The organism is Paenibacillus sp. sgz302191 (assembly GCF_057749925.1).
On record NZ_JBYLHY010000013.1, the window covers coordinates 1 to 21,394 of the forward strand.

Annotated in this window: 15 protein-coding genes; 9 read left to right on the plus strand and 6 right to left on the minus strand. The window is 52.5% G+C overall.

Annotated elements, in window-relative coordinates:
* The first annotated feature begins 268 nt into the window (after positions 1 to 268).
* Positions 269 to 541 carry a DUF1177 family protein gene (locus AC3G2T_RS19220; protein WP_474685877.1) on the plus strand — a complete coding sequence of 91 codons (273 nt, stop codon included), beginning with the start codon at positions 269 to 271 and terminating at the stop codon, positions 539 to 541.
* A gap of 193 nt (positions 542 to 734) precedes the next feature.
* Here the strand turns inward: AC3G2T_RS19220 and AC3G2T_RS19225 are convergent, their stop codons facing one another.
* From AC3G2T_RS19225 to AC3G2T_RS19235, 3 genes are all read right to left on the minus strand, one after another.
* Entirely contained in the window at positions 735 to 1,799 is a 1,065-nt protein-coding gene (locus AC3G2T_RS19225) for an ABC transporter ATP-binding protein (protein WP_488436566.1), read from the minus strand.
* 4 nt (positions 1,800 to 1,803) lie between these two features.
* The gene (locus AC3G2T_RS19230; protein ID WP_488436567.1) at positions 1,804 to 3,327 is read right to left on the minus strand and encodes an ABC transporter permease; all 1,524 of its coding nucleotides are present in this window, start codon (positions 3,325 to 3,327) and stop codon (positions 1,804 to 1,806) included.
* Between the two features lie 91 nt (positions 3,328 to 3,418).
* The gene (locus AC3G2T_RS19235) at positions 3,419 to 4,528 is read right to left on the minus strand and encodes an extracellular solute-binding protein (protein WP_488436568.1); all 1,110 of its coding nucleotides are present in this window, start codon (positions 4,526 to 4,528) and stop codon (positions 3,419 to 3,421) included.
* 160 nt (positions 4,529 to 4,688) lie between these two features.
* Here AC3G2T_RS19235 and AC3G2T_RS19240 point away from each other — a divergent pair, with 160 nt between their 5' ends.
* Entirely contained in the window at positions 4,689 to 5,369 is a 681-nt protein-coding gene (locus AC3G2T_RS19240) for a response regulator transcription factor (protein ID WP_488436569.1), read from the plus strand.
* A complete protein-coding gene (locus tag AC3G2T_RS19245; protein WP_488436570.1) occupies positions 5,366 to 7,123 on the plus strand; it encodes a HAMP domain-containing sensor histidine kinase in 1,758 nt (585 codons plus the stop codon). The genes AC3G2T_RS19240 and AC3G2T_RS19245 overlap by 4 nt, the downstream gene beginning before the upstream one ends.
* A 98-nt stretch (positions 7,124 to 7,221) precedes the next feature.
* Here the strand turns inward: AC3G2T_RS19245 and AC3G2T_RS19250 are convergent, their stop codons facing one another.
* Complete coding sequence (locus AC3G2T_RS19250; protein ID WP_474685917.1) at positions 7,222 to 7,785, minus strand: acetylglutamate kinase; 564 nt, start codon at positions 7,783 to 7,785, stop codon at positions 7,222 to 7,224.
* 522 nt (positions 7,786 to 8,307) lie between these two features.
* On the opposite strand from AC3G2T_RS19250, the gene AC3G2T_RS19255 reads away from it, so the two are divergent.
* Positions 8,308 to 12,510, plus strand: a complete 4,203-nt coding sequence (locus AC3G2T_RS19255) for a LamG-like jellyroll fold domain-containing protein (RefSeq protein WP_488436571.1) — start codon at positions 8,308 to 8,310, stop codon at positions 12,508 to 12,510.
* Positions 12,511 to 13,259: 749 nt separating this feature from the next.
* Here the strand turns inward: AC3G2T_RS19255 and AC3G2T_RS19260 are convergent.
* Positions 13,260 to 16,277, minus strand: coding sequence for an efflux RND transporter permease subunit (locus AC3G2T_RS19260; protein WP_488436572.1), 3,018 nt, complete (start codon positions 16,275 to 16,277; stop codon positions 13,260 to 13,262).
* 229 nt (positions 16,278 to 16,506) lie between these two features.
* Between AC3G2T_RS19260 and AC3G2T_RS19265 the strand changes: the two genes are divergently transcribed.
* From AC3G2T_RS19265 to AC3G2T_RS19285, 5 genes are all read left to right on the plus strand, one after another.
* Complete coding sequence (locus AC3G2T_RS19265; protein WP_474685893.1) at positions 16,507 to 17,139, plus strand: class I SAM-dependent methyltransferase; 633 nt, start codon at positions 16,507 to 16,509, stop codon at positions 17,137 to 17,139.
* Positions 17,129 to 17,722 carry a DedA family protein gene (locus AC3G2T_RS19270; RefSeq protein WP_474685895.1) on the plus strand — a complete coding sequence of 198 codons (594 nt, stop codon included), beginning with the start codon at positions 17,129 to 17,131 and terminating at the stop codon, positions 17,720 to 17,722. The genes AC3G2T_RS19265 and AC3G2T_RS19270 overlap by 11 nt, the downstream gene beginning before the upstream one ends.
* Positions 17,719 to 18,414: a response regulator transcription factor gene (locus AC3G2T_RS19275; protein ID WP_474685897.1), complete on the plus strand. Its 696-nt coding sequence runs from the start codon at positions 17,719 to 17,721 to the stop codon at positions 18,412 to 18,414. Before AC3G2T_RS19270 ends, AC3G2T_RS19275 begins: the two co-directional genes overlap by 4 nt.
* Positions 18,407 to 19,504 carry a HAMP domain-containing sensor histidine kinase gene (locus AC3G2T_RS19280; protein WP_488436573.1) on the plus strand — a complete coding sequence of 366 codons (1,098 nt, stop codon included), beginning with the start codon at positions 18,407 to 18,409 and terminating at the stop codon, positions 19,502 to 19,504. The genes AC3G2T_RS19275 and AC3G2T_RS19280 overlap by 8 nt, the downstream gene beginning before the upstream one ends.
* Before the next feature lie 107 nt (positions 19,505 to 19,611).
* Positions 19,612 to 20,697, plus strand: a complete 1,086-nt coding sequence (locus tag AC3G2T_RS19285) for an RDD family protein (RefSeq protein ID WP_488436574.1) — start codon at positions 19,612 to 19,614, stop codon at positions 20,695 to 20,697.
* 248 nt (positions 20,698 to 20,945) lie between these two features.
* On the opposite strand, the gene AC3G2T_RS19290 is transcribed toward AC3G2T_RS19285, so the two are convergent.
* Positions 20,946 to 21,350: a DUF1904 family protein gene (locus AC3G2T_RS19290; protein ID WP_488436575.1), complete on the minus strand. Its 405-nt coding sequence runs from the start codon at positions 21,348 to 21,350 to the stop codon at positions 20,946 to 20,948.
* Positions 21,351 to 21,394: the final 44 nt, after the last annotated feature.

A 21,394-nucleotide genomic window follows, 5' to 3' on the forward strand; every position in this document is an offset into this window, starting at 1 on the left:
ACCTCTCCAAGAAAGCAGGATGAGGTACAGACCTCATTCAAACCCTCATTTCCCCCCCTGAAATACTTTTTTTCCAAATGATTCGTTATGCTTTCGTAAACAAACAGGGGTTTCTCAACAGCCTGAAAAGTGCAGGTATTTTTCAGTAATCCGCTCGTTTGGAAGAAATGCCTGCAATTGTGCAGGCATTTCGGTAGCTTGGTCAGTCTTAGCCCCAAATTTAGCGAAAAAAACTGCACATTTGCAGGAATTGCTCAGATTCAGCGTATTGGGGAATAAAAAAGATGTATTTTTGCAGGTTTTCTGCGCATCCGCTGTCCGTTTTGCGGTGGAGACGTCGAAAGAAGTGACGAACGGCACGTGCGCCTTTTACAGTGAGGAAGAATTTGGTAAAATGCAGCAAATTTGCGGTTCGATGAAAGTTTTCCAAACGATGGGGAGCATGTCTGTCAACGGGTCTCCCCGTCATGTTGTCGAACGCGCCGGTGTCCAAAATCATTTCGGAAATTATTTGAGACGGGAAGCGAAATCGATGGACTAATCTTTGATCGAAACGAGCAGGGCGCGATTTCCGCCGACTATGACAAGGTCAGTCAGTTAACCGACAAAGTGACAGCGGTGCTCAGCCGCGGTAAGCAAGGCGATCTGCTGATTAAATAGCAAAAAGCCTGGTCCTTCGCCGAACCGAACGGCAGGGGGCCGGGCTTTTTCGTATCAGAGCCGTCCGGGCGGCTTTAAACGACGACGATATGCCCGGCATTCGGCTGCAGCCGGATATGTTGTCCTGGCTTTACGTCCTCTTGAAGACCGCAGTTCACAACGATTTCATGCAAATCCCGAACGCCCTGAATATGAACGGATATTTCCTGAACCGGGCCCATGAACGAGACGGATTTGACGATCCCCCGTATCGTTCCTTCGGCGCACAGGGTCAGACTTTCCGGGCGCAAACAAACGGTTGCCTTGCTGCCGCGGTCGGGAATGTCGCTGCAGGGGAAAGCGCCTATATCCGTCTGCACGAGTCCGTTCGCAATGTCGGCCTGTCCGGGCAAGGTGTACGCTCCGCTAAGAAAAGAGGCGACAAACGCCGTGCGCGGCCGGAGAAACACCTGCTGCGGCGTCCCGGCTTGCTCAATCGCTCCGTCTTTCATGACCAAAATCTGATTCGACAGCTGCAGCGCGTCCTTCTGATCGTGGCTGACGAAAATGGCCGCGACCCGTTCCCGGTTCAAAATTTGCTTCACTTCTTTGCGCAGCCCTTTCTTCAGCTCTTCATCCAGATTGGAGAACGGCTCGTCCAGCAATACGACCGCAGGCTTCGCCGCCAGGGCGCGGGCCAAAGCAACCCGCTGCTGCTGGCCGCCGGACAGTTCATGCGGGTAGCGGCCGGCCAAAGCTGTTAGCCCGACCAGCTCCAGAACTTCTTCAGTGCGCTGGCGGCGGGCTTTTTTCGGTAATTTGAAGAGTGCAAAGCTAATATTGTCATAAGCGGTCATATGCGGGAAAAGCGCATAATTTTGAAACACCATCCCCAGACCGCGGCTCTCCGGCGGAAGCGATGTTTCGGCGGAGGAAACGAGCCTGCCCTGAATGTAAATCTCGCCTGCATCGGGAGTTTCCAAACCCGCAACGAGACGCAAAGCCGTCGTTTTTCCGCATCCGCTAGGTCCAAGGAGCGTAATAATTTCCCCTTCGCCGACTGACAGGTCTATCCCGCATAAAGCTTGCTTGGAACTGCCCGGATAAGTTTTTGCAAGCGAACGGATGCGTATCACTTCTTTTGATGCATGATCTGTCACGTTGTTATCCTCCCATTGTTTTGGTTCCCAGCAGCGATTTTAAAGAAATAAGCGATAGGATCACGAGGATAAGCGCTACCGGTGAAGCTTCCATGAAGTAATAGCCTTGAGCTTCCGTCCAGACGCGAAAAGCCAATGTCTCAAAGCCGATGGGACGAAGCACCATAGTAGCCGGAAGCTCCTTCATGGAATTGACGAAAACGAGCGACCAGCCGGCGACAAGCCCCGGTGCGATAAGAGGCAGCGTCACTTTGGCCAGTGTCCGCAGCGGCGTATGCCCCATTACGCGGGATGCTTCATTCAGAGACGGGGCGAGCTGCTGCAAGGAAGCTTCCTGCGACTGCATCGCTTGCGGTAGAAAGCGGATGACATAAGCCAAAACGAGAAGCGCAACGGTTCCGTACAAAACAGGCACATAACGGTTAAAGAAAAAGATGATGCCCAGAGCTACCACTGTTCCGGGAAGCGCGTAACCGGCGTACGAAAGACGGGACAACAGCTCGCTTGAACGCGATGGATATTGGGTGCGCAGGAAAGCGACGGGAAAAGCGAGCAGTGTCGCGGCCGTTGCCGACAGGGCGGAGACCGATACGCTGTTCCAGGCGTACTGCAGCGTTTTAAAGCCTATCATGTTCGTTTGCAGTGCCTGCACCGTCCAAAATACCAACATGCCCAACGGGAGGGCGGCAGCGATGAAAACAATGAAAATCACATACAGCAGAGCGGCCGGCTTCCATTTCCCGAGCGGAATAAGTTTGACGTCTTTTGTCGAGGCGCCTGTCTGGAAGTATCGGACCCGTTTGCGGCTGCCCCATTCCAGTCCGATCACAAGCAAGGTCATGAGCGTCAGCACGAGGCTGAGCACGGCCGCCCCGGAACGGTCCGAGCCGCGGTTCAGCTGATCGAAGATCGCGTAGGTGAACGTGCTGTAGCGCAGCATGCCGACAGCGCCAAAGTCGGACATTACGTACAAGCTGACGAGCAGCGCCCCGCTTGCCACGCTCGGACGAAGCATCGGCAGAATGATTCGGAAAAAAGCGTGTGCCGGTGAATAGCCTCCCACCCGCGCCGCTTCTTCCAGGCTGACGTTCATTCGATTCAGCGCAGCCAGCACGAGCATATATACATACGGAAACATGAAGATCGACATAATGATCCACACGCCCCAAAAATGGTATACGGAAATGTACTTGAACGTATAGACGGGAGCGCCCGTCAACCGGCTCAGCCATTTAGGCACGAGTCCTCCCGGCGTCAACAAAGAAATATAGGCAAATGCCCCAACATAAATCGGGATGACCATCGGCGTCGCCAGAAGCCAGCGCCACGCCTTGCGCCCGGGCAAATCCGTGCGGGCGACCAGCCAGGCCAGCGATACGCCAAGCGCCAGCGACAGCAGGGTGACGCAGACGGTCAAAGAAATGGTGTTCCACAGCAAGAACGGCAAAAGGTGGCGGCTCAGTTCGCCCCACAGTTCGAGCTTGGCCGATAATGCATGGACGATAACGAAAACAAGCGGCAAAAGCATAAGAAGTACTGCCGCTACAGCTAAAGCGGCAGTACTTGCAGAAGGTCTCTTTCGATTGCGGATTCTCAGTGTCAAAGTGATGACCGTCCTTCTATTTAATCGGCAAGCCTCCGACCGAATCGATCAGCTTGCGGGTTTTGTCCAACTCGGCGGCGAGCTGCTCCAGCTTGACATTGGCGAATTTCAGCTCGCTCATAGGTTTGCCCCGCTCCTTGAACGGAACGCCCTGCACAATCGGAACCTCGCTGTTCAAGCCCGCAAACATTGCCTGGCCTTCATTCGACAGCAAAAACTGCACGAACTTTTCGGCTGCGTCTTTGTGCTGAGCTCCTTTGACGATGCCGATAGCGGCAACATCGTTGACAATGCCCATTTGGCCTTCCTGTTGGTCCGGATAAACGATCCCGACATGGTTGTTGTCTTTCTCGTCCAACTGCTGGTAGTAATAATAGTTGTTGATCAGGCCGAACTTTCGTTCGCCGGCTCCGACAGCTTTGCGGATATCGTCGTGATTGCTCAAGACGGAAACGTTATTTTTGACCAGACCGTCCAGGAACGACTTTGCCGCATCTTCGCCTTTAACAAGCCGGATTGCCGACACTTGAGCTTGCAGCGATTGATTGGACCCTGGCGTAATGAACAGCTGGTCTTTATATTTAGGGTCGCTTAGCTCAAGAACGGAGGTAGGCAGCTCGCTTTCTTTGACAAGATCCTTATTGTATAAAATGACCCGATAGCGCGAAGACAGGCCGGTCCAATAGTTTTTGGAGGAATGCCACGCAGGGTCGACCGGTTTCAGCGTCTCGTCGCTCATTTGCTCAAGCAGGCCGTTATTGCCCATGGAATCAATAATGCCCGCATCCAGCGATATATAGACATCTGCTGCGGGATGCGCCGCTTCTTCCTTGATTTTGTTGGCAAATTCATTGGAGGCGCCGAACTGGGCTTTCACTTTAATGCCGGTTTTCTTCTCAAAAGCGTCCATGATCGGAACAAGCAGCTTCTCCTTGCGTCCGGAATACATGACGAGCTCTTTGGATTCGGCTGCTGCCTTGGCTGTTTCCGCAGGCACGGCGGACTTGTCGTCAGGCTTCGGGCTTGTCCCGCAGGCGCTGACGATAGCGGCCATAATGACGATAAGGGAGGCTAGGGTGACAGCTTGTTTTTTTGCATGTCTGCGGTGCGGGTGTTTCTGGTTCAACTTGTTTCTCTCCTTTAAAATTGTTTTCGTAAAAAAGGTGATTTTGATAATCATTATCGTTATAATACATTAGAGTTGTGTAATTCGTGTGAATCGATTCAAAATAAATGAATTTTAATGTTAACATAGATGGCGCAAGAGAAATGAATGAGGTGAAAGCGTGCGGAGAACTGTTTTGATAATTGAAGATGAAAGGCGGATTCGCGAAATTGTAGCCGATTACTTTAGCGAGGCCTCATGGCATGTTTACGAGGCGCAGAACGGCGTCCAGGCGCTTGAACAATTCGGCAAGCATCGGGTCGATCTCGTTATACTTGACATTATGATCCCCCAGTTGGATGGATGGTCCGTATGCCAGCGCATCCGGCAAATGTCTGCGGTGCCCATCATTATGCTGACCGCCAAATCGAATGAAGAGGACAAGCTGCTCGGTTTTGAGCTGGGGGCGGACGATTACGTGACCAAGCCGTTCAGCCCGAAGGTGCTTGTGGCCCGTGCGAAAACGCTGATGAAACGGGTCGAAAGAACCGTCGGTCATGAAGATCATATCGTTTCATTCGGCAAAGTCAAGCTTGATAACTTGGCTCACACGGTGCACGTCGACGGGCAGAGCATCGATCTGTCGTCCAAAGAGTACGACGTTCTCTTGTTTTTAATTAAAAACGAGAATATCGCTTTGTCCAGGGAAACGATTCTTAACCATGTATGGGGGATCGACTATTATGGCGACCCGCGGGTCGTGGACACCTATATCAAAAAGTTGCGCGGCAAGCTGGGTGCGGATGCCCGGCATATCGCCACTGTTTTTCGAACCGGTTATAAATTCGGGGAAGTTCAATGAAAGGACAGGGGATTGTAGCAAAGCTGTTTGCCGTGACGTTTTTGTTTTTCGTCATGTTCTTTGCCGTCGTCATCTTGGGGCAGTTCTGGTTTTTTGAAAAATTTTATCAGCATCAACGAGCCGAGGAACTGGATCAGAAGGTGGCGGAGTTTACAGAACAGTACACGCGCCAAAATTGGACGCGAAGCGAAATGATGCCGGTTATCGCCCGTTTTATTAATCAAAATAGAGCGCAAGTCGCCATTCTTGATGCTGAAGGCAATGTCAAATACGACAACCCGTTTCGAATCCGCCTGCTGACGGATCAAGGGTTGTCCGTCGCAGTTCCCGTCTCCTTCTTCCCCGATATAGAGCGCTTGACGGAGCTTGGCCTGAAGCGCGGGGACCGGATTACAGTCCGAGGCAATTATTATTCGGAGATCAACAATCAACTGTTCTCTCCCTATGTGATCTCCAAACAAGGCGTGCCTGCAATCGGCAGCTTGCCTAACGGTCTTGCGGAGGGGCAAGCTCAAGAGGTGAGCGGTACGATAACGGACCTGCTGCTGCCTGCACCGGCACAATGGAACAAGCGTGAAGGGATTTTGGCCGCTGCGTTGAAAGAGTGGCTGCCGATTCCGCCTAAATATGCGGATAATGTGAAGAATGGACAGGCGTTTCATGCGGAGTGGACCGAACCGGTCAGCGGGGTCAGCAATATTATATTTATACGGCCTATTATGGCGGACGGCAAAATCAGGGAATATGTATTCGTTCTTACGCCGCTAACACAGCTCACGGAGTCATTCGGCGCGCTGAAAGTTTATTATTTATATTTGGGAATCGGCGGATTGTGTCTGATCGCCGTATTGTCCTTCCTTTTTTCCAGAATGGTTTCCCGGCCGCTTATTTCATTAAACCGCACTGCCGTTCGCATGGCGAACATGGATTTTTCAACGAAATCCCCCATCCGCAGTCATGATGAAATCGGCAGCTTATCCAAAAGCTTGAATACGTTATCGGAAAATTTGAACCGGACGCTATTTGAGCTGCAGCAGGCGAACGGCAAGCTGGTGGCGGACATGGCGTATAAAAACCGCATGGAACAGTTGCAAAAAGATTTCGTATCCGATGCGTCGCACGAATTGAAAACGCCGATCAGCATCATTAAAGGATATGCGGAAGCATTGCGTGACAATGTGAAGCAAAATAAAAGAGAGAGTTACATCGAGGTCATTCAAGACGAAGCCGAGAAAATGGAGAAATTGGTCGCCAGCATGCTGGAGTTGGCGAAGCTCGAATCCAAAACGGTTAAATTGAGAAAAAGATACTTTTCCATCCATCGTCTTATTCTGGATTCCGCGGAAAAGCTGGCTAAGCTTCTGGCCGACCGCAAATTGGAAATCGTTGCGGACGGAGCCGTGGAAACCGAAGTATTCGCGGACCCGGAAAAAATCGAGCAGGTCGTTCTCAATCTGCTCGGCAATGCGATCCGCTATGCGGCGGAAGGCGGCTTGATTCGGGTTCATGTCGAAGTCGAAGCCCGGCAAGCCGCCATTTTCATTGAAAATGAAGGGGAACGGATTCCCGAAGATCAGCTCGGACAAATATGGGAACGCTTCTACCGCGGAGAACGCTCCAGAAACCGCGACAGCGGCGGAACGGGATTGGGATTGTCGATTGTCAAACATATTTTGGAGCTTCATCAAAGCGAATACGGAGCCGCGAACACGGATCGGGGAGTCGTATTTTCTTTCCGCCTGCCTGTCCGCTGACCTGGCTTGCATTTGCCGGAGATCAGCCGAGCAGTGCGCCGGCCGAACCCCGGGAAAGTGCGCAGCTGCGGAAAGTTTTCATCCGCAAGCAAGCCGGTTCAGAGAGCGAACTGCTTAACGATTCCGTCCGTGATGGCGTCCGACATGTCCAAAGCTTCCTGCTCGATTTTGTCATAGGTGTCGATGCTCGCCTTATAGTCCTTGTTCAGCATAGTGACCGCTTCGTTTTTGGTCAGCGCCAAATGCTCGTAGAACATTTTTTTCACGTCTTTTTCGGATAAGTAAGGATTGATGCTATGCAGGAATTTGGCGATCTCGTCCGCATTCGCATACCACGCTTTTTCTTTCGCTTTTACCGCTTTTTGGTCTCCGGCTTTCGCCGCTTTGACGAGATCCGCCGCTAGAACCAGATGTTCTTTGATCAGGTTTGCGTACGTATCTCCCGCCTGGTCGCCGTAGTAAGGCTTGAGCAAGTTCCCCATATCCGGAGCGTTGCGGAGGAGACGAGCGATCGTATCGTTCGCATCCGGCAGGCCGAAGACGATGCTGACGATGGCAAGCCGCGTCCACGTAATATGCTGTTCCCAAAGCAGCCGCATCTTTCTTTGCAATTCGACTTCCGCCTGGCTCAGGCATGGGGCGGCCTTCTCCGCGCGAAACATCGGCTCATCGGGCATCCAGCCCGGAAATGCCGGCGGCATGCTTGCCGAATAATAGGGCTGCCATCCCGAATAGGCCGCATCGGCGGCGGGATAAGTCCGAACAGGCCAAGGCCGGTAGCTCTCCCGCGGATCTGAGGGATATCGGAATCCCTCGTACGGATAAGGATACATGAGGATACGCTCCTTTAAAAAGGTTATATCACATACTATGGGCGATCTGCCCAATGGGTTCATCGAGGGGGGCGGCCGCAAACATACGTATATTTCAAAAAAAAATAAATAATTATAACTTTTTCTAAAATAATTCCATTTTTATCCATATTGCTTCGCCTTATAATGGGGGTACGCCTTCAAGGGTGAATCTCAGAATGAAGGGGAGATGCGATGGAGGCAACTGCCTGTATTTCCGCTGCGGACGGCATGATGCGGGTTTTGAGGTAACGGCACATGCGTCCGGGTAAAAATGATTGCGCTTTCAATACATGCTTGTCATTCCAAATTTTCGAGGAAGGAATGAACATAATGGTGAAAAGAAGTTTTTCTCTGCTCATAATTAGCAGCATGATCTTCAGTTTGTTGACGGCAATTCCGGTCCCATCCCTGGCGGCGCAGCCCCAGCCGCAGCAGCTAGAGCAGGGGGGGCCAATCCTGTGGTACAAGTTCGATCAGACGAACGGATCGACGGTCACCGATGCGACCTACCATGGGCGGGATGGGACGCTGCATGGCGGAGCCTCGATAGGAACCGGGCCTGTCGGAGGCGCGTTAAGCTTGAACGGAACGGACGGTTATGTCAGCCTGCCGGAAGGCATTTTTCAGCAGGTCAACGATTTTACCGTTTCCGCCTGGGTGAGAGTGAATCAGAACAAAAACTTTCAACGCATTTTCGACATCGGCACGAGCAAGGACAGCAACATGTTTATGACCCCGAATGCAGCTGAAGCCGGGCTTCGGTTCGCCATTACGACCGGCGGCTTGAACAACGAGGACAGAGTCAGTAAAAATGCGAATATGGCTTTGAACGTCTGGAATCATGTGGTTCTTGTGCAGCAAGGCCGTACGGCAACGATCTACGAGAACGGCATTGAGGTTGCTCAACATACAAGCATGAACTTAAAACCGTCGGATTTGGGCCGCACGACCAACAACTGGATCGGCAAGTCCGTGTATGCCGCAGACCCTTATTTCGCGGGACAAATAGGCGATTTCCGCATCTATGACCGGGCGCTGAGCGGCCTGGAAATCAAAGATTTGTCCAGCGTTTCCGGCTTAACCGATAACGAGGCTGTAAACGCCGTGCAGCAGTCGCTCACAATCGGCGATACGAGCGCAGTCAAGGCAAATGTGCAGCTGCCGACAGCCGCGGGGCTGGGCGTAACGGTCAGCTGGGCTTCGAGCCATCCGGAAACGGTAAGCGCTGACGGTACCGTTGTCCGTCCCGCCGGGGGAGAAGCGGATAAGAACGCAGTCCTGACGGCGACGATCGCGAAAGGATCGGCGAGCGTTACGAAGTCGTTCAATGTCCGCGTGCTTGCGCAAACTTCCGTCAAGACGCTGACGGTCGATGCCGCTCATCCCGGCATCGAGATAAGTCCGACTTTGAACGGCATCTTTTTTGAAGATATCAACCATGCCGGCGACGGCGGAATTTATGCCGAGCTTGTCGCCAACCGTTCTTTCGAGGACAATGCCTCGAATGCGGCGAACTGGTCGCTCCTTAAGAACGGAACCGCCGGCGGGACGATCTTGCTTATTACGGACGGCCTGTTGAACCAGGCCCAGAAAAGGGCGCTTCGCCTGCAAATCGATTCCGTCGGAACCGGCGAAAGTGTCGGCATTGCGAATTCGGGCTACTGGGGAATCGGCGTTAAAGCCGGGGAGCGGTACGAACTGTCATTTTTCTCCAAAAGGGATGCGAATTTTAGCGGACCGCTTAGCGTTCGGCTTGAAAGCGCCGACGGCACCAAAACTTATGCGGAAAGCAGCGTCGAGCAAGTGACCGAAAGCTGGCAGCGGTACCGCGTAACACTGATGTCAACCGGCACGGATCCCAAGGCAAGATTGGCCATCACAGCCAGCCATGCCGGAAGCCTCGATTTCGACGTCGTTTCTTTGTTCCCGCAGACATGGAAAAACACGCCGAACGGTCTGAGAACCGATCTGGCAAGCAAGGTGGAGGAGATGAACCCCAAATTCGTCCGTTTCCCAGGGGGCTGCTTCGTGGAGGGAGACGTGCTCGCGAATGCGCTGCGCTGGAAGACGACGATCGGCGATATTTCGGAGAGGCCGGGCCATTACAATTTGTGGGGCTATCAATCGACCGACGGGCTCGGTTTTCATGAGTTTCTCGTATGGGCCGAAAAGTTGGGTGCAGAGCCGCTTTATGTGACCAATGTCGGCATATCGCACAAAGAGAGCGTGCCGCTCGATCAAATTCAGCCGTGGATTCAAGACGCCCTCGATGCGATCGAGTACGCCAACGGCCCTGTGACCAGCACATGGGGCGCCAAACGCGCAGCGAACGGGCACCCTGAGCCATTCAATCTGAAATATGTGGAGATCGGCAATGAGAACAACTTCCAGATGACGGACTATTTGCAAAGATACCCGCTCTTCTACAACGCAATTAAACAAAAATATCCGGAAATCACAACCATTGCCGATTCCTTCCTGAACGGTTTGCCTGTGGAATGGGTCGATGAGCACTACTATCAAACGTCAAAATGGTTCATGGACAACTCCAACCGCTATGACAATTACGACCGCAGCGGCCCGAAAATTTATGTCGGCGAATATGCGGTAACGACAGGCGCAGGCAAAGGAAACTTGGGCGCTGCGCTCGGGGAAGCTGCGTTTATGACAGGCATGGAGCGCAATTCGGATATCGTCAGAATGTCCTCCTATGCTCCGCTTTTGGTTAATTCGAACGACCGCACATGGAACCCGGACGCGATTGTATTTGACAGCTCGCGCTCTTACGGAACGCCCTCTTACTATGTGCAGAACATGTTTGCCGGCAATCAGGGCGACCGCGTGCTGCCGACGACGCTGACGGGCGGCGGTCAGGCTGCGAACAACGACGTAACAGGAAGCATCGGCTTCGCTACATGGAAAACGCAGGCCGAAATTGACGACGTCGCGGTTACGAGCAACGAGAATGGCAGCACCCTGTTCAGCGACAATTTTGCGGCGGCGAACGGCAGCTGGAAGACAAGCGGGGGAACCTGGAGCGTCCGGAACGGGACTTACGGCAATGCCGGCAACGGGGAAGGAGACCGCTCCACAGCCGGGGAGTCGAGCTGGAGCAACTACACGTATACGCTCAAAGCGAAGAAGAACGGCGGCAATGAAGGTTTCCTGGTCATGTTCGGCGTTAAAGACAGCGGCAACTTTTACTGGCTGAATTTGGGGGGCTGGGGAAATACGCAGCATGCGATCGAAAAAGCGACCGACGGGAACAAATCGTTGATCGGCGTCGCCAAAGCGGGTTCGATCGAAACGAACCGTTGGTACGACATCAAGATCGAGGTGTCAGGCAACCGCATCCGGTGCTATCTGGACGGAACGCTGCTGTTCGACGTGAAAGACAATCCTCCGAATTCGGGGCCTCTGTATGATGTGACAAGTATGGATCAGGACAGCAAAGAAATCATTATGAAAATCGTGAACAGCTCGGACAGCGAACAGCCGGTGCAGATCAAGATTGACGGAGCGGCGCATGTCAGCGAAAAGGGCCGGGCTATCGTGCTGACCTCCGGCAGCCTGAACGACGAGAATACGTTCGAGGCGCCGACGCGCATCGTACCGGAAGAAAGGCAGTTGACCGGATTGGGGCCTCAATTCGAGTACAGCGCAGATCCGTATTCCGTCACTATTTTGCGGCTTTCAACCGCGGATTCGAATCCTTCTTCGCCGGGAGCGGTTCTGCACGGGCCGGATCAGGCCGTCAAGGGCGCGTCGTTTGATTTGAATTACGGTCTAAACGAAATCCGGCAAAACGTATATGCGCAAGATTTAACTTTTACGTTCGATCCGAGTCAAGTGGAATACGTATCGGCGGACGCTTTGAAAGAGCAGATCGTCGTCGTCGATCAAGCGCTGAAACCCGGCCAAGTCCGGCTGATCGTTGCGAATATCGGAGCCGATCCTAAGCCTGGCGGCGAGCTGCTGAAGCTGCACTGGCAAGTGAAAGCCGATGCGCCGGAGGGTTCGGCGACGATCGCATTGACGAAGGCTGTGCTTGCCGATGAAACCGGGCGGGAAACCGAATTGGCGGGCAAGTCGCACACGGTTCAATTGAGCGTTGTCGACAAAGCGGCGTTGAATGCCCTGATCGCAGACGCACAGAATAAGCATGACGCAGCCGGCGAAGGCTCAAGTCCGGGCCAATATCCTGCAAGCTCCAAAGCGGCGCTGCAAGCGGCCATTCATCAGGCGCAGGCTGTCGCCGACAGCGCTTCGGCAACGCAGCAGCAGGTGGAACAGGCGCTGAGCGCACTGAATGCGGCGCTGCAATCGTTCCTGGACTCGGTCGTTCGCACCCTGCCTGGCGATACGAACGGAGACGGCCGCTATTCCATAGGCGACCTGGCTATTGTTGCAGCCGCCTACGGCAAAACGTCCGCCGATCCGGATTGGGCGAATTACCGGAAGGCCGATTTGAACAATGACGGCAAAATCGACATCGAAGACCTCGCCGCCATGGCTCGAAAAATATTGCAGTAGGGCCAATTTGTGTGTTTGATGATACAAATTGTATCAGAATCGCGAAGATGACGTTAATCGATCAAAAACACAAAATAGTGGCTATCTCAAAAGTCATGAATAATGACTGAGGGACAGCCTCTTTCGAGCTTGAGGCTCATTTTGAGGAAAGGTCTGCGATTGTGCAGGTGTGCAGGAATTCCCGTTAAAAATGGACCTGAGCTCATGCAACAGCCAAAAAGCCTGCACATTTCAGGCTGTTGAAAAACCCCCGCGATTAGAGGAGATAGCCGTAATCTGCCTGTCTGCACGAAAAAAACCTGCAAAAATACATGAATTTGCGTCCTTGATCGCTGGTCATGAAGAATTCCTGCAAAAGTGCAGGTTTTTCACTTAACACATGGACTCAAATTCACTTTCAGCGAAAATTCCTGTACATTTGCAGGTTTTCACCAAAATAGGCCGATTTCGCCGAAAAAAAACTGCACTTTCGCAGGTTTTCTCCCTGCAAAGCTATCTCCTGCCCAGTTGTGTAGCTCCGCGACCAACACTGGGAGAGACGCGCGCCCAGAAAAAGCGGATGCTCTCAAATTAGGGCCCCTCTTAAGGTTATATCACATACTATGGGCGATCTGCCCGATGGGGGTTCGTCGAGTCAAGCCGGTTCGGGCGCCAAAAGACCTCGCGCAGCCGGATCCCGCGCCCGAACGCAGTAGAAGACGCCTCCATGGAGGCGTCTTTTATATTGCCGAAGGGCGGGGCGCCCTACCTTATGCGCCGACGGTCGGGCCGGCTGCCGGAATGCTGCCGGCGGCGGAATCGGCCTCTTTGCGCTGTTTGCGCGATTTCCTGAAGAAGAACAGTTCGTAGACGACCGGAATGATGATCAGCGTCAGCAAGGTGGCTGCGCTAAGACCGCCGATGACGACGATCGCCAAGCTTTTGGAGACGATGCTGCCCGTTTCGGATTTGCCGAAGATGAGCGGCAGCATCGCGCAAACTGTAGCTACAGCGGTCATCAGAATCGGGCGCATCCGCGTGGCAGCGGCTTCCAGCAGCGAATCGCGAATCGTCATATGCTGCTCGTTATGAATGACCCGGTCGATGAGCACGATAGCATTGGTGACGACAATGCCGATCAGCATCAGCGCGCCGAACATCGCGGTGAAATCCGGCGTAACGCGGGAGATGACGAGCCCGAGCACGGAACCGATCGCCGCCAGCGGCAGCGAGGTCATAATGGCCAGCGGCGAGCGGAACGTTTTGAACGTGATGACCATAATCAGATAGACGATGCCGATGGAGATGAGCGCCGTCTTGCCGATCTCGGCAAAATCGTCCGCTTGCTGGGCGGAAGCTCCGCCGAACTTCATAGTGATGCCGGCATACTGGGGCATTGCGCTCACTTGAGCCTGCACGTCGTTGCCGACGAAGGACAGCTTGGCAGGTTCGGCCTCCGCGGTTACGCGAATGTACGGCTTCCCGTCTTTGTGGAACAGCGAGCTCGCTTCATTCGTTTTTTCGACTCTGGCGACCGAGGATACCTGGACGTTGCCTTTGGTCGTGCGGATCATAATTCGGGAAAGATCCAGCGTGCTGTTCGGCTCCACAACCGGGGCCATCTTCACGATCGTATCGTGGTCCTTCAGCTTGATTTGGCCGATCGCCACTTCATTCAGCATCGACTGCAGCTGCGCACCGACTTCCTGCGTGTTGGCCTTGGAAGGATCGACCTTGAAGGAGAATACAGGCTTGGTCTCTTCCTGGTTGCTGGTCACTTTCTGCACGCCGCTCACCGTTTTCATTTTATCCATAAGCTCGGCGGCGGCGACCTCGACCATTTTGGAGTCTTCGCCCATAACGTCGACGTAAACGGCGGAGGAGCTTGTGCTGCCGGTTTCCAGCTTGGCTTCGGGATAATTGTCTTTTTGTTCCTTGATGCGATTGGTAAACGCAGTGGCGTTGACGTCTTTGTTCAAGACGATCGAATAATCCACTTTGGACGGCGAAGTCACGTTCCCCCATTTGGCGGCGTCCGCGCTGTTGCCGTTTTGCATCAAAACGTATTTGGCTTCCGGCTGCTGCATAAGGAACGCCTCCAGCTTTCTGCCCTCTTCCAGCACTTTGCTGGACGGCGTGTCGCTCGGGTACGTGAGGGTAACGCTCGCAAAGGTGGAGTCGGACGAATCCAGCGCGCCTTTCGGCATCATCATATAAGTGGCGATCGATCCGACAAAAAGCACGATCGAGACGACGATCGGCACCCATTTATGATTTAAATTCCATTTTAAAAAGCCGACGAACCGCTGTGAAGGCGGATGCTCTTTCATTTTGTTGTTTTTCAGCAGCACCGAGCTGAGCAGCGGCACTACGGTTAAGGCGACAATGAGCGAAGCGAGCAGGGAATATGTCACGGTCAGGGCAAAAGGAAGCAAAAACGCCTGCAGAGAGCCCTTCAAAAGTCCCATCGGCATGAACACGGCGACGGTCGTAATCGTCGAGGAAGTGATAGCCGTCGAAACTTCTTTCGTCGCTTCGATGATCATGCCGATCGAAAATTTCTCTTTCTCCAGCTTGCGGTAAATGTTCTCGATGACGACGATACTGTCGTCCACGAGCCGCCCTACGGCGACGGCAACGCCGCCCAGTGTAATGATGTTGAGCGTGACGCCGGAAATTTGCAGCAGGTAAAGCGTAATTCCGAGCGAGAGCGGGATCGAGACGATGGTGATCAGCGTTGCCCGGACATTCCGCAGGAACAGCAGGATGACGACCGTTGCGAACAACGCGCCCATCAACACTTCCCGCAGCATGCTGTTCACCGAAGTGACGACCATGTCGGAGGAGCTGTAGAAGACGGCGAGCTCCGCTTTAGGTATATCCTTGTTCATACGGTCCACGGTGTTTTGCACGTCATGGGCTAGCGTCACCGCATTCGCGCTGGCCGCTTTCGAGACGATGGCATATAGCACGTCTTTTCCGTTCAAGCGGCTGACGCTGTCTTTGGAATCCTTGAGTTCTATGGTAGATATGTCTTTCAAAGTGATATCAGACGTTACTTTTAAATCTTGCAGCGTCTTCAGATCTTCGATGCTTGTGCTGACTTTGATGTTGCCGGCTTGCCCTGCGATCGTTTTTTCGCCGACGGCAGCGGAGATGTTGCGTCCTTGCAGTACGGTTGCCACATCTTGCGAAGTCAGGTTGTACATCGTAAGTTTATCCGGGTCCGTTTTGATCAGGACGATCGGCGACGTTTTGCCGTAAAGAATAACGCTGCCGGCGCCATTTATTTTTTGCAGCTCGGGAATAATTTTCTTTTCCGCCGTTTCCACATTTTCCTCGGTCAAGCCGTCCTGGAATGCAATGGAAATCTGCGAAACCGGAATCATCGACGTGTTGAGCTGCAGCACGTTCGGCTTCGATACGCGGTCAGGCAGCGTCACTTGCGCAAGCGCCTCTTGAACTTCGGTTTTGGCATCCTTCATGTTGGTCTTGGATTCGAAGTTCAGATCGATTTTGGCGAACCCTTCCCCCGATGTGGAGAACATGTCCTTTTTTCCTTTAACGAGCATGACGGCATCTTCGATCGGTTTGGTGACAAGGCTTTCCATCGATTTGGCATCGTAGCCTTGCCCGATTACGGTAATCGACACCTGCGGATTATCGGCCTGAGGCAGAAATTCCATGGGCAGCGATCTGTAGCTCATGAACCCCATGGCCAGCGCCATAATGACGAGAAACAGGATGGCCGCTTTATTGCCGAAGGACCATTTTGTAAGAAAAATCATTTATTTTACTCCCTTCAATTCCACTCGATCTTGTATGCTCCATTTTCCATTATAAAGTAGCATTACCAAATGAATAGATGAAGAAAGGCATTTTCTGACATGACTTCGGTCATATGACTTGGACGCATTTCTTTCAAAATGTTCAGAAATCCTTTAGAATATCATCAACCCGTTCTGAAGAATTGGCGGCTATTATAAAAGATATCAGGAAAAGGAAGGGAGCATCTTCATGATCAAGGCGCTTCAAGAAAAGCTGTTGTTTTTATATAAATTTTCCCAGGCTCCGGGGCAAATCGGCAGTGTAACGCCGAGCTCCGTGTTTTTGGCGAAAAAGATGATCGAGGCCGTTTCCTGGAGCCGCGTCCGGTACGCAGCCGAGCTGGGAGCGGGTACGGGAGCGATTACCAAATATTTGGAAATGGCGAGAGACGATGAGACGAAAATTCTTTTGTTTGAAAAAGATCCCATTCTCCGCGCCCAACTGGCCAGGCAATTTCCCGAATCGTCCTGCTATCCCGATGCCTGTGAGCTTGACCTGGTGCTGCTGAAAGAAGGTATCGAGCAACTGGATTGCATTTTGAGCGGCCTTCCGTTTTTTAACTTTCCGCAGCAGCTGCGCGATCGGCTTATGGAGCAAATCATAGCCTCGTTGAAACCGGGCGGCATGTTCATCGCTTTCCAGTACTCGCAGCAGATGAGAAAGCAGCTTGGCGAGCATTTTGACATCGAGCAAGTCCATTTCGTTCCTTTCAATCTCCCTCCGGCGTTCGTATATGTGTGCAGGAAAAGAGAAAATCCGGCTATTTCCAAACCTGTTGAAGGAGATGGGAAGGAAAGGGAGAATGCAGTCCATGAGCTATGAGACCCTGCTGACGTTTATTCAGCATTACGGCTATGCGGCGCTGTTCTTCGCCTTATGGCTCGGCATCGTCGGAATGCCTATTCCCGATGAAGTCGTGGTGATGACGGGAGGAGCCGCAGCCGGCAGTACGCTGCTGCATCCGCTGCCGGCTTTCATCGTCACTTACCTGGGCGTAGTGTCCGGTTTGTCGCTAGGCTACGTGCTGGGCCGGTTCATGGGAGTGTCGGTACTGGATCGGCTGAGGCGCAAAAACCGCTTCGCCAAGCAGCTTGAAATTTCCGAAAAGCTGGTGCAAAAATACGGCAGCTTCGCCTTATGCATCGGCTACTTTTTTCCGGTAGTCCGGCATGTGATGCCTTATGCGGTCGGTCTGAACAAAATGTCGTTTAGACGCTACGCCCTATTTTCCTACACGACGGGCTTCGTCTGGACGCTCCTTTTCTTTACGCTCGGCCGTTATGTCGGCGACCATACCCAGGAAATCGGCACGCTCATTTATCAATACGGATTGCGCTTCCTGTGGCTGCCGATTCTGCTTATTGCTGTCATTTATTGGATACGGAGAAGGAGGAGTTCGATTTGAGCTCAAAAGTGTTAGTGACTGACGACGATCCCGAGATTCGGGATGTAATCCGTATTTATATGCAAAATGAAGGCTTTCAGGTGTTTCAGGCTGAAGACGGTGTCCAGGCTTTGGAACTGTTGAGCGTGGAAACGGTCGATTTGATCATCCTCGACGTTATGATGCCGGTCATGGACGGAATCAAGACCTGCCTCAAGATTCGGGAAATTACGAAGGTGCCCATCATTATGCTGTCGGCGAAAGGCGAAGATATCGACAAAATTACCGGGCTCACGACGGGGGCCGACGATTACCTGGCCAAGCCGTTTAACCCGCTGGAGCTGATCGCAAGGGTCAAGGCGCAGCTGCGCAGACAAACTTTCACCAGCGCCGCGGCAGACAGGACAGTCGATGAAACCGTCATTGAAATCGGCGATCTGATTATTAATAAAAACCGCCACATGGTTTCCGTGCGGGGCAAAGAAATTACGCTCACCCCGATCGAATTCCAGATTTTGGAGCTGCTCGCGACCAATCGCGGGCGCGTGTTCAACGTGGAGCACATTTACCGGAAGGTGTGGAAAGAGGATAAGCTCGCATCGGATAACACGGTGATGGTCCACATCCGGAAAATCCGCGAAAAAATCGAAGACAACCCGCGTGAGCCGCAGTACATCAAAACCGTATGGGGAGTGGGATATAAGGTTGAATAGAGACCTGCTTTCGACTCTGAATTGGAAAAAAAACATCCGGGTCCGCATGTTTTTGGCCGCATTTCTGAGCTTTGTCATTGCCGTAGCCTTATCGTCGGTTTTGGATCATGCGGTAAAAATAGTAACGGGCCCCGTCGGCACTTTATTGGTTCTTTTTATATTGTTCCTGGTTTTCTTTTTCTTTTTTACGCGTCCTATCGCCCGCTATTTGCGGACGCTTGCCGACGGCCTTATGTATATCGCCAAAGGGAACCTCGATTACCGGGTGCCGCTGTCCACCCAGGACGAGCTTGGCTTTGTGGCGCAAAACATCAATTTTATGGCGGAACAACTGCAAATCATGATGAACAGGGAGAGGCAGATTGAAGTGTCGAAAATGGAGCTGATTACGAATGTATCGCATGATTTGCGCACGCCGCTGACGAGCATTATCGGATATTTGAATTTGCTTAAAAACGACGATTACAAAGATCTTGACGAGCACAAACGATACATAAACAACGCATACAACAAAACGCAGCAGCTGAAAAAGCTGATCGACGATTTGTTCGAGTATACCCGCCTGACGAGCGGGAACGTGAGCTTTTCGTTCGAAACGATCGACCTGAGCGGTTTGCTGGAGCAAATTATTATTGAATTCGAGCCGATTGCCCAGGAGCATGAGCTGACGATCCGCAAGATCTGGGAGCAAAAGCCGGTATTTGCCCCTGTGGACGCCGAAAAATTGGTGCGGGCGATCGACAACCTGTTGATGAATGCGCTTAAGTTTTCCAACAAACCGGGAGAAATTACCGTTCGCCTCAACGAAGAGGAGCAAAAGGTCGTTCTCGCCGTGGAAAATTCCGGCGTCCCGGTGACCGAGGAACAGGAGCAGCTTTTATTCGAGCGGCTTTACAAAGTCGAGCCCTCGCGCAATGTGAAGGATATGCCGTCCGGGGCGGGGCTGGGTCTCTCGATCGGGAATTACATCGTAGGCTCGCACGGAGGGCGCATGGGGCTGAACCATCAGGACGGGTATTTTTCGTTTTTTATTGAGCTGCCCAAGGCTGGCGCTGGCGGAATCCGGAGCGATAGAGCGGCGGAGAAATGAACTGCCGTGGAAAGCAGCCGCTTTCACGGTATCGGAGTAACGGCCGTTGACAAGCGCCCCGAACGCTGTTTAAATGTAGTAGTATTTATCTTACTAACGGGGTGTACATGTTGAACTCTTATCCGCCGGTTTTCCCTTATTCCGAGACGATGAACGATTTTACCGAGCCGGCGCCGCCGCCCGATATGAAAGAGATATGTTCGAAGTACGGGGCGTCGATTTTTTTTCGAAGATGGGCCGCGACGGTCCTGGACGCTGTAATCGGACTTTGCCTGCTCGGGATACCGTTCATTATCCGGCATTATTACGGAGAAGACGCCTATTATACGGCATTCGGGGTCTTTACTTTATGCTGTTTGTTTTATTACTTGTTTCTTGAAGGATATTCGGGCTACACGTTCGGCAAGTTCGCGCTGCGCATTCGCGTCGTGAATCAGGAGGGGAGAGCCCCCGGGTTTGTCAAATCGCTGCTCAGGACCTTGCTTCGCCTGTTTGAAGTCAATCCCTTCTTCATAGGCGGCCTTCCCGCAGGGATCAGCGTCCTGGCTTCGCAGAAGAAGCAGCGGCTGGGCGATATGGCTGCGAATACATACGTCGTCAGGACGCGAGATTTGGAGCAGGAGGTGCAGGGCAAAACGACGGCTATGATCGTCTTTTTATCCGGTATGCTGCTGGTAGCATTGGTTTCCGCGGTCTGGGGCCTGTATGCAATAGGTGCGGAGAGCGGCAAATTGAAAATGTTTTACAGCAGCGACAGGCAGTTTCACGTCTCGGCCCCTTCCGGCTGGACAGCCGACAAAAGCTTGAACGAGGACGCAGATATCGCCATTTCCAACCGCTATTCGGAAAAATATTTGTTGGTCATGTCGGAATCCAAAGACGATTTCGATGAGGATATGACGGTCGAGGATTTCGAAAATTTGGTCGAGCGGCACATGATGAAGCAGTTGGACGGAGCCCGCATGAAGGAGCGTCCTTATCCCGTCACCGTAAACGGTAATGACGGTTATCAATTTGTGCTGCAGGGAAAAGTGGACGGATATTCGATCACTTATATCATTACGGCGCTGGAAACTTCGGATCATTTCCACCAAATTCATACATGGACGGAATCGGCGAAATACGAACGGGTGCGCGAGGAGCTTCTGAATATCGTATCCAGTTTCAGCGACGCCGCCGAAATGTCCATTTGAAAAAAGGGCCGGTCACCAGGAGGTGGTGACTGGCTCTTTTTTTGCGAAGTGCAAAACATGGACTCCAGTCCACCTCCCGCTGGTAAAACTTGCTCCCGGTGTAGGCCGCAGAACTTCGCAGCTGGGCAGGAAGCAGCCTGACAGGGAGAAAACCTGCAAAAGTGCAGGAATTTTCGCTGAAAGTGATCTTGAGTCCATGTATTTGCTGAAAAGCCTGCACTTTTGCAGGAATTGTTCGCGGCCGCCGATCAAGGACGCAAATTCATGTATTTTTGCAGGTTTTCTTCGTGCAGACGGGCGGATTGCGGCTCTTGCCTTTGACGCGGGGGGTTCTGGGCATTTTGCAAAGGGAGCCCTTCTTTGTAGTAAAGAGCGGGGGACAGCAGGATGAAAAATATATGCACCTGGCTGAATCCGTACCGGCAGAGCAGCGCGTGCATGTCCCGAGCGATTGTATCGTGCATCTCCTGTTCCCGCGGAAACATCAATATTTCCAGCGAAAGGGGCGAGTTGGCAATCAGCTCCGCCTGAAGCAGCTCGACTTTCACTTTTTCATGAAGGAGATGGGCCGTTTCCGCGAACGTTTCCACGATTTCTTGGGAAATATCGGATAAAAAATGTTTGTCAAAACCTTTGAATCTAAGATAAGGCATGTCGGTTCCTTCTTCGCAAAGTAGTTGGAATTGTGCCATTATAG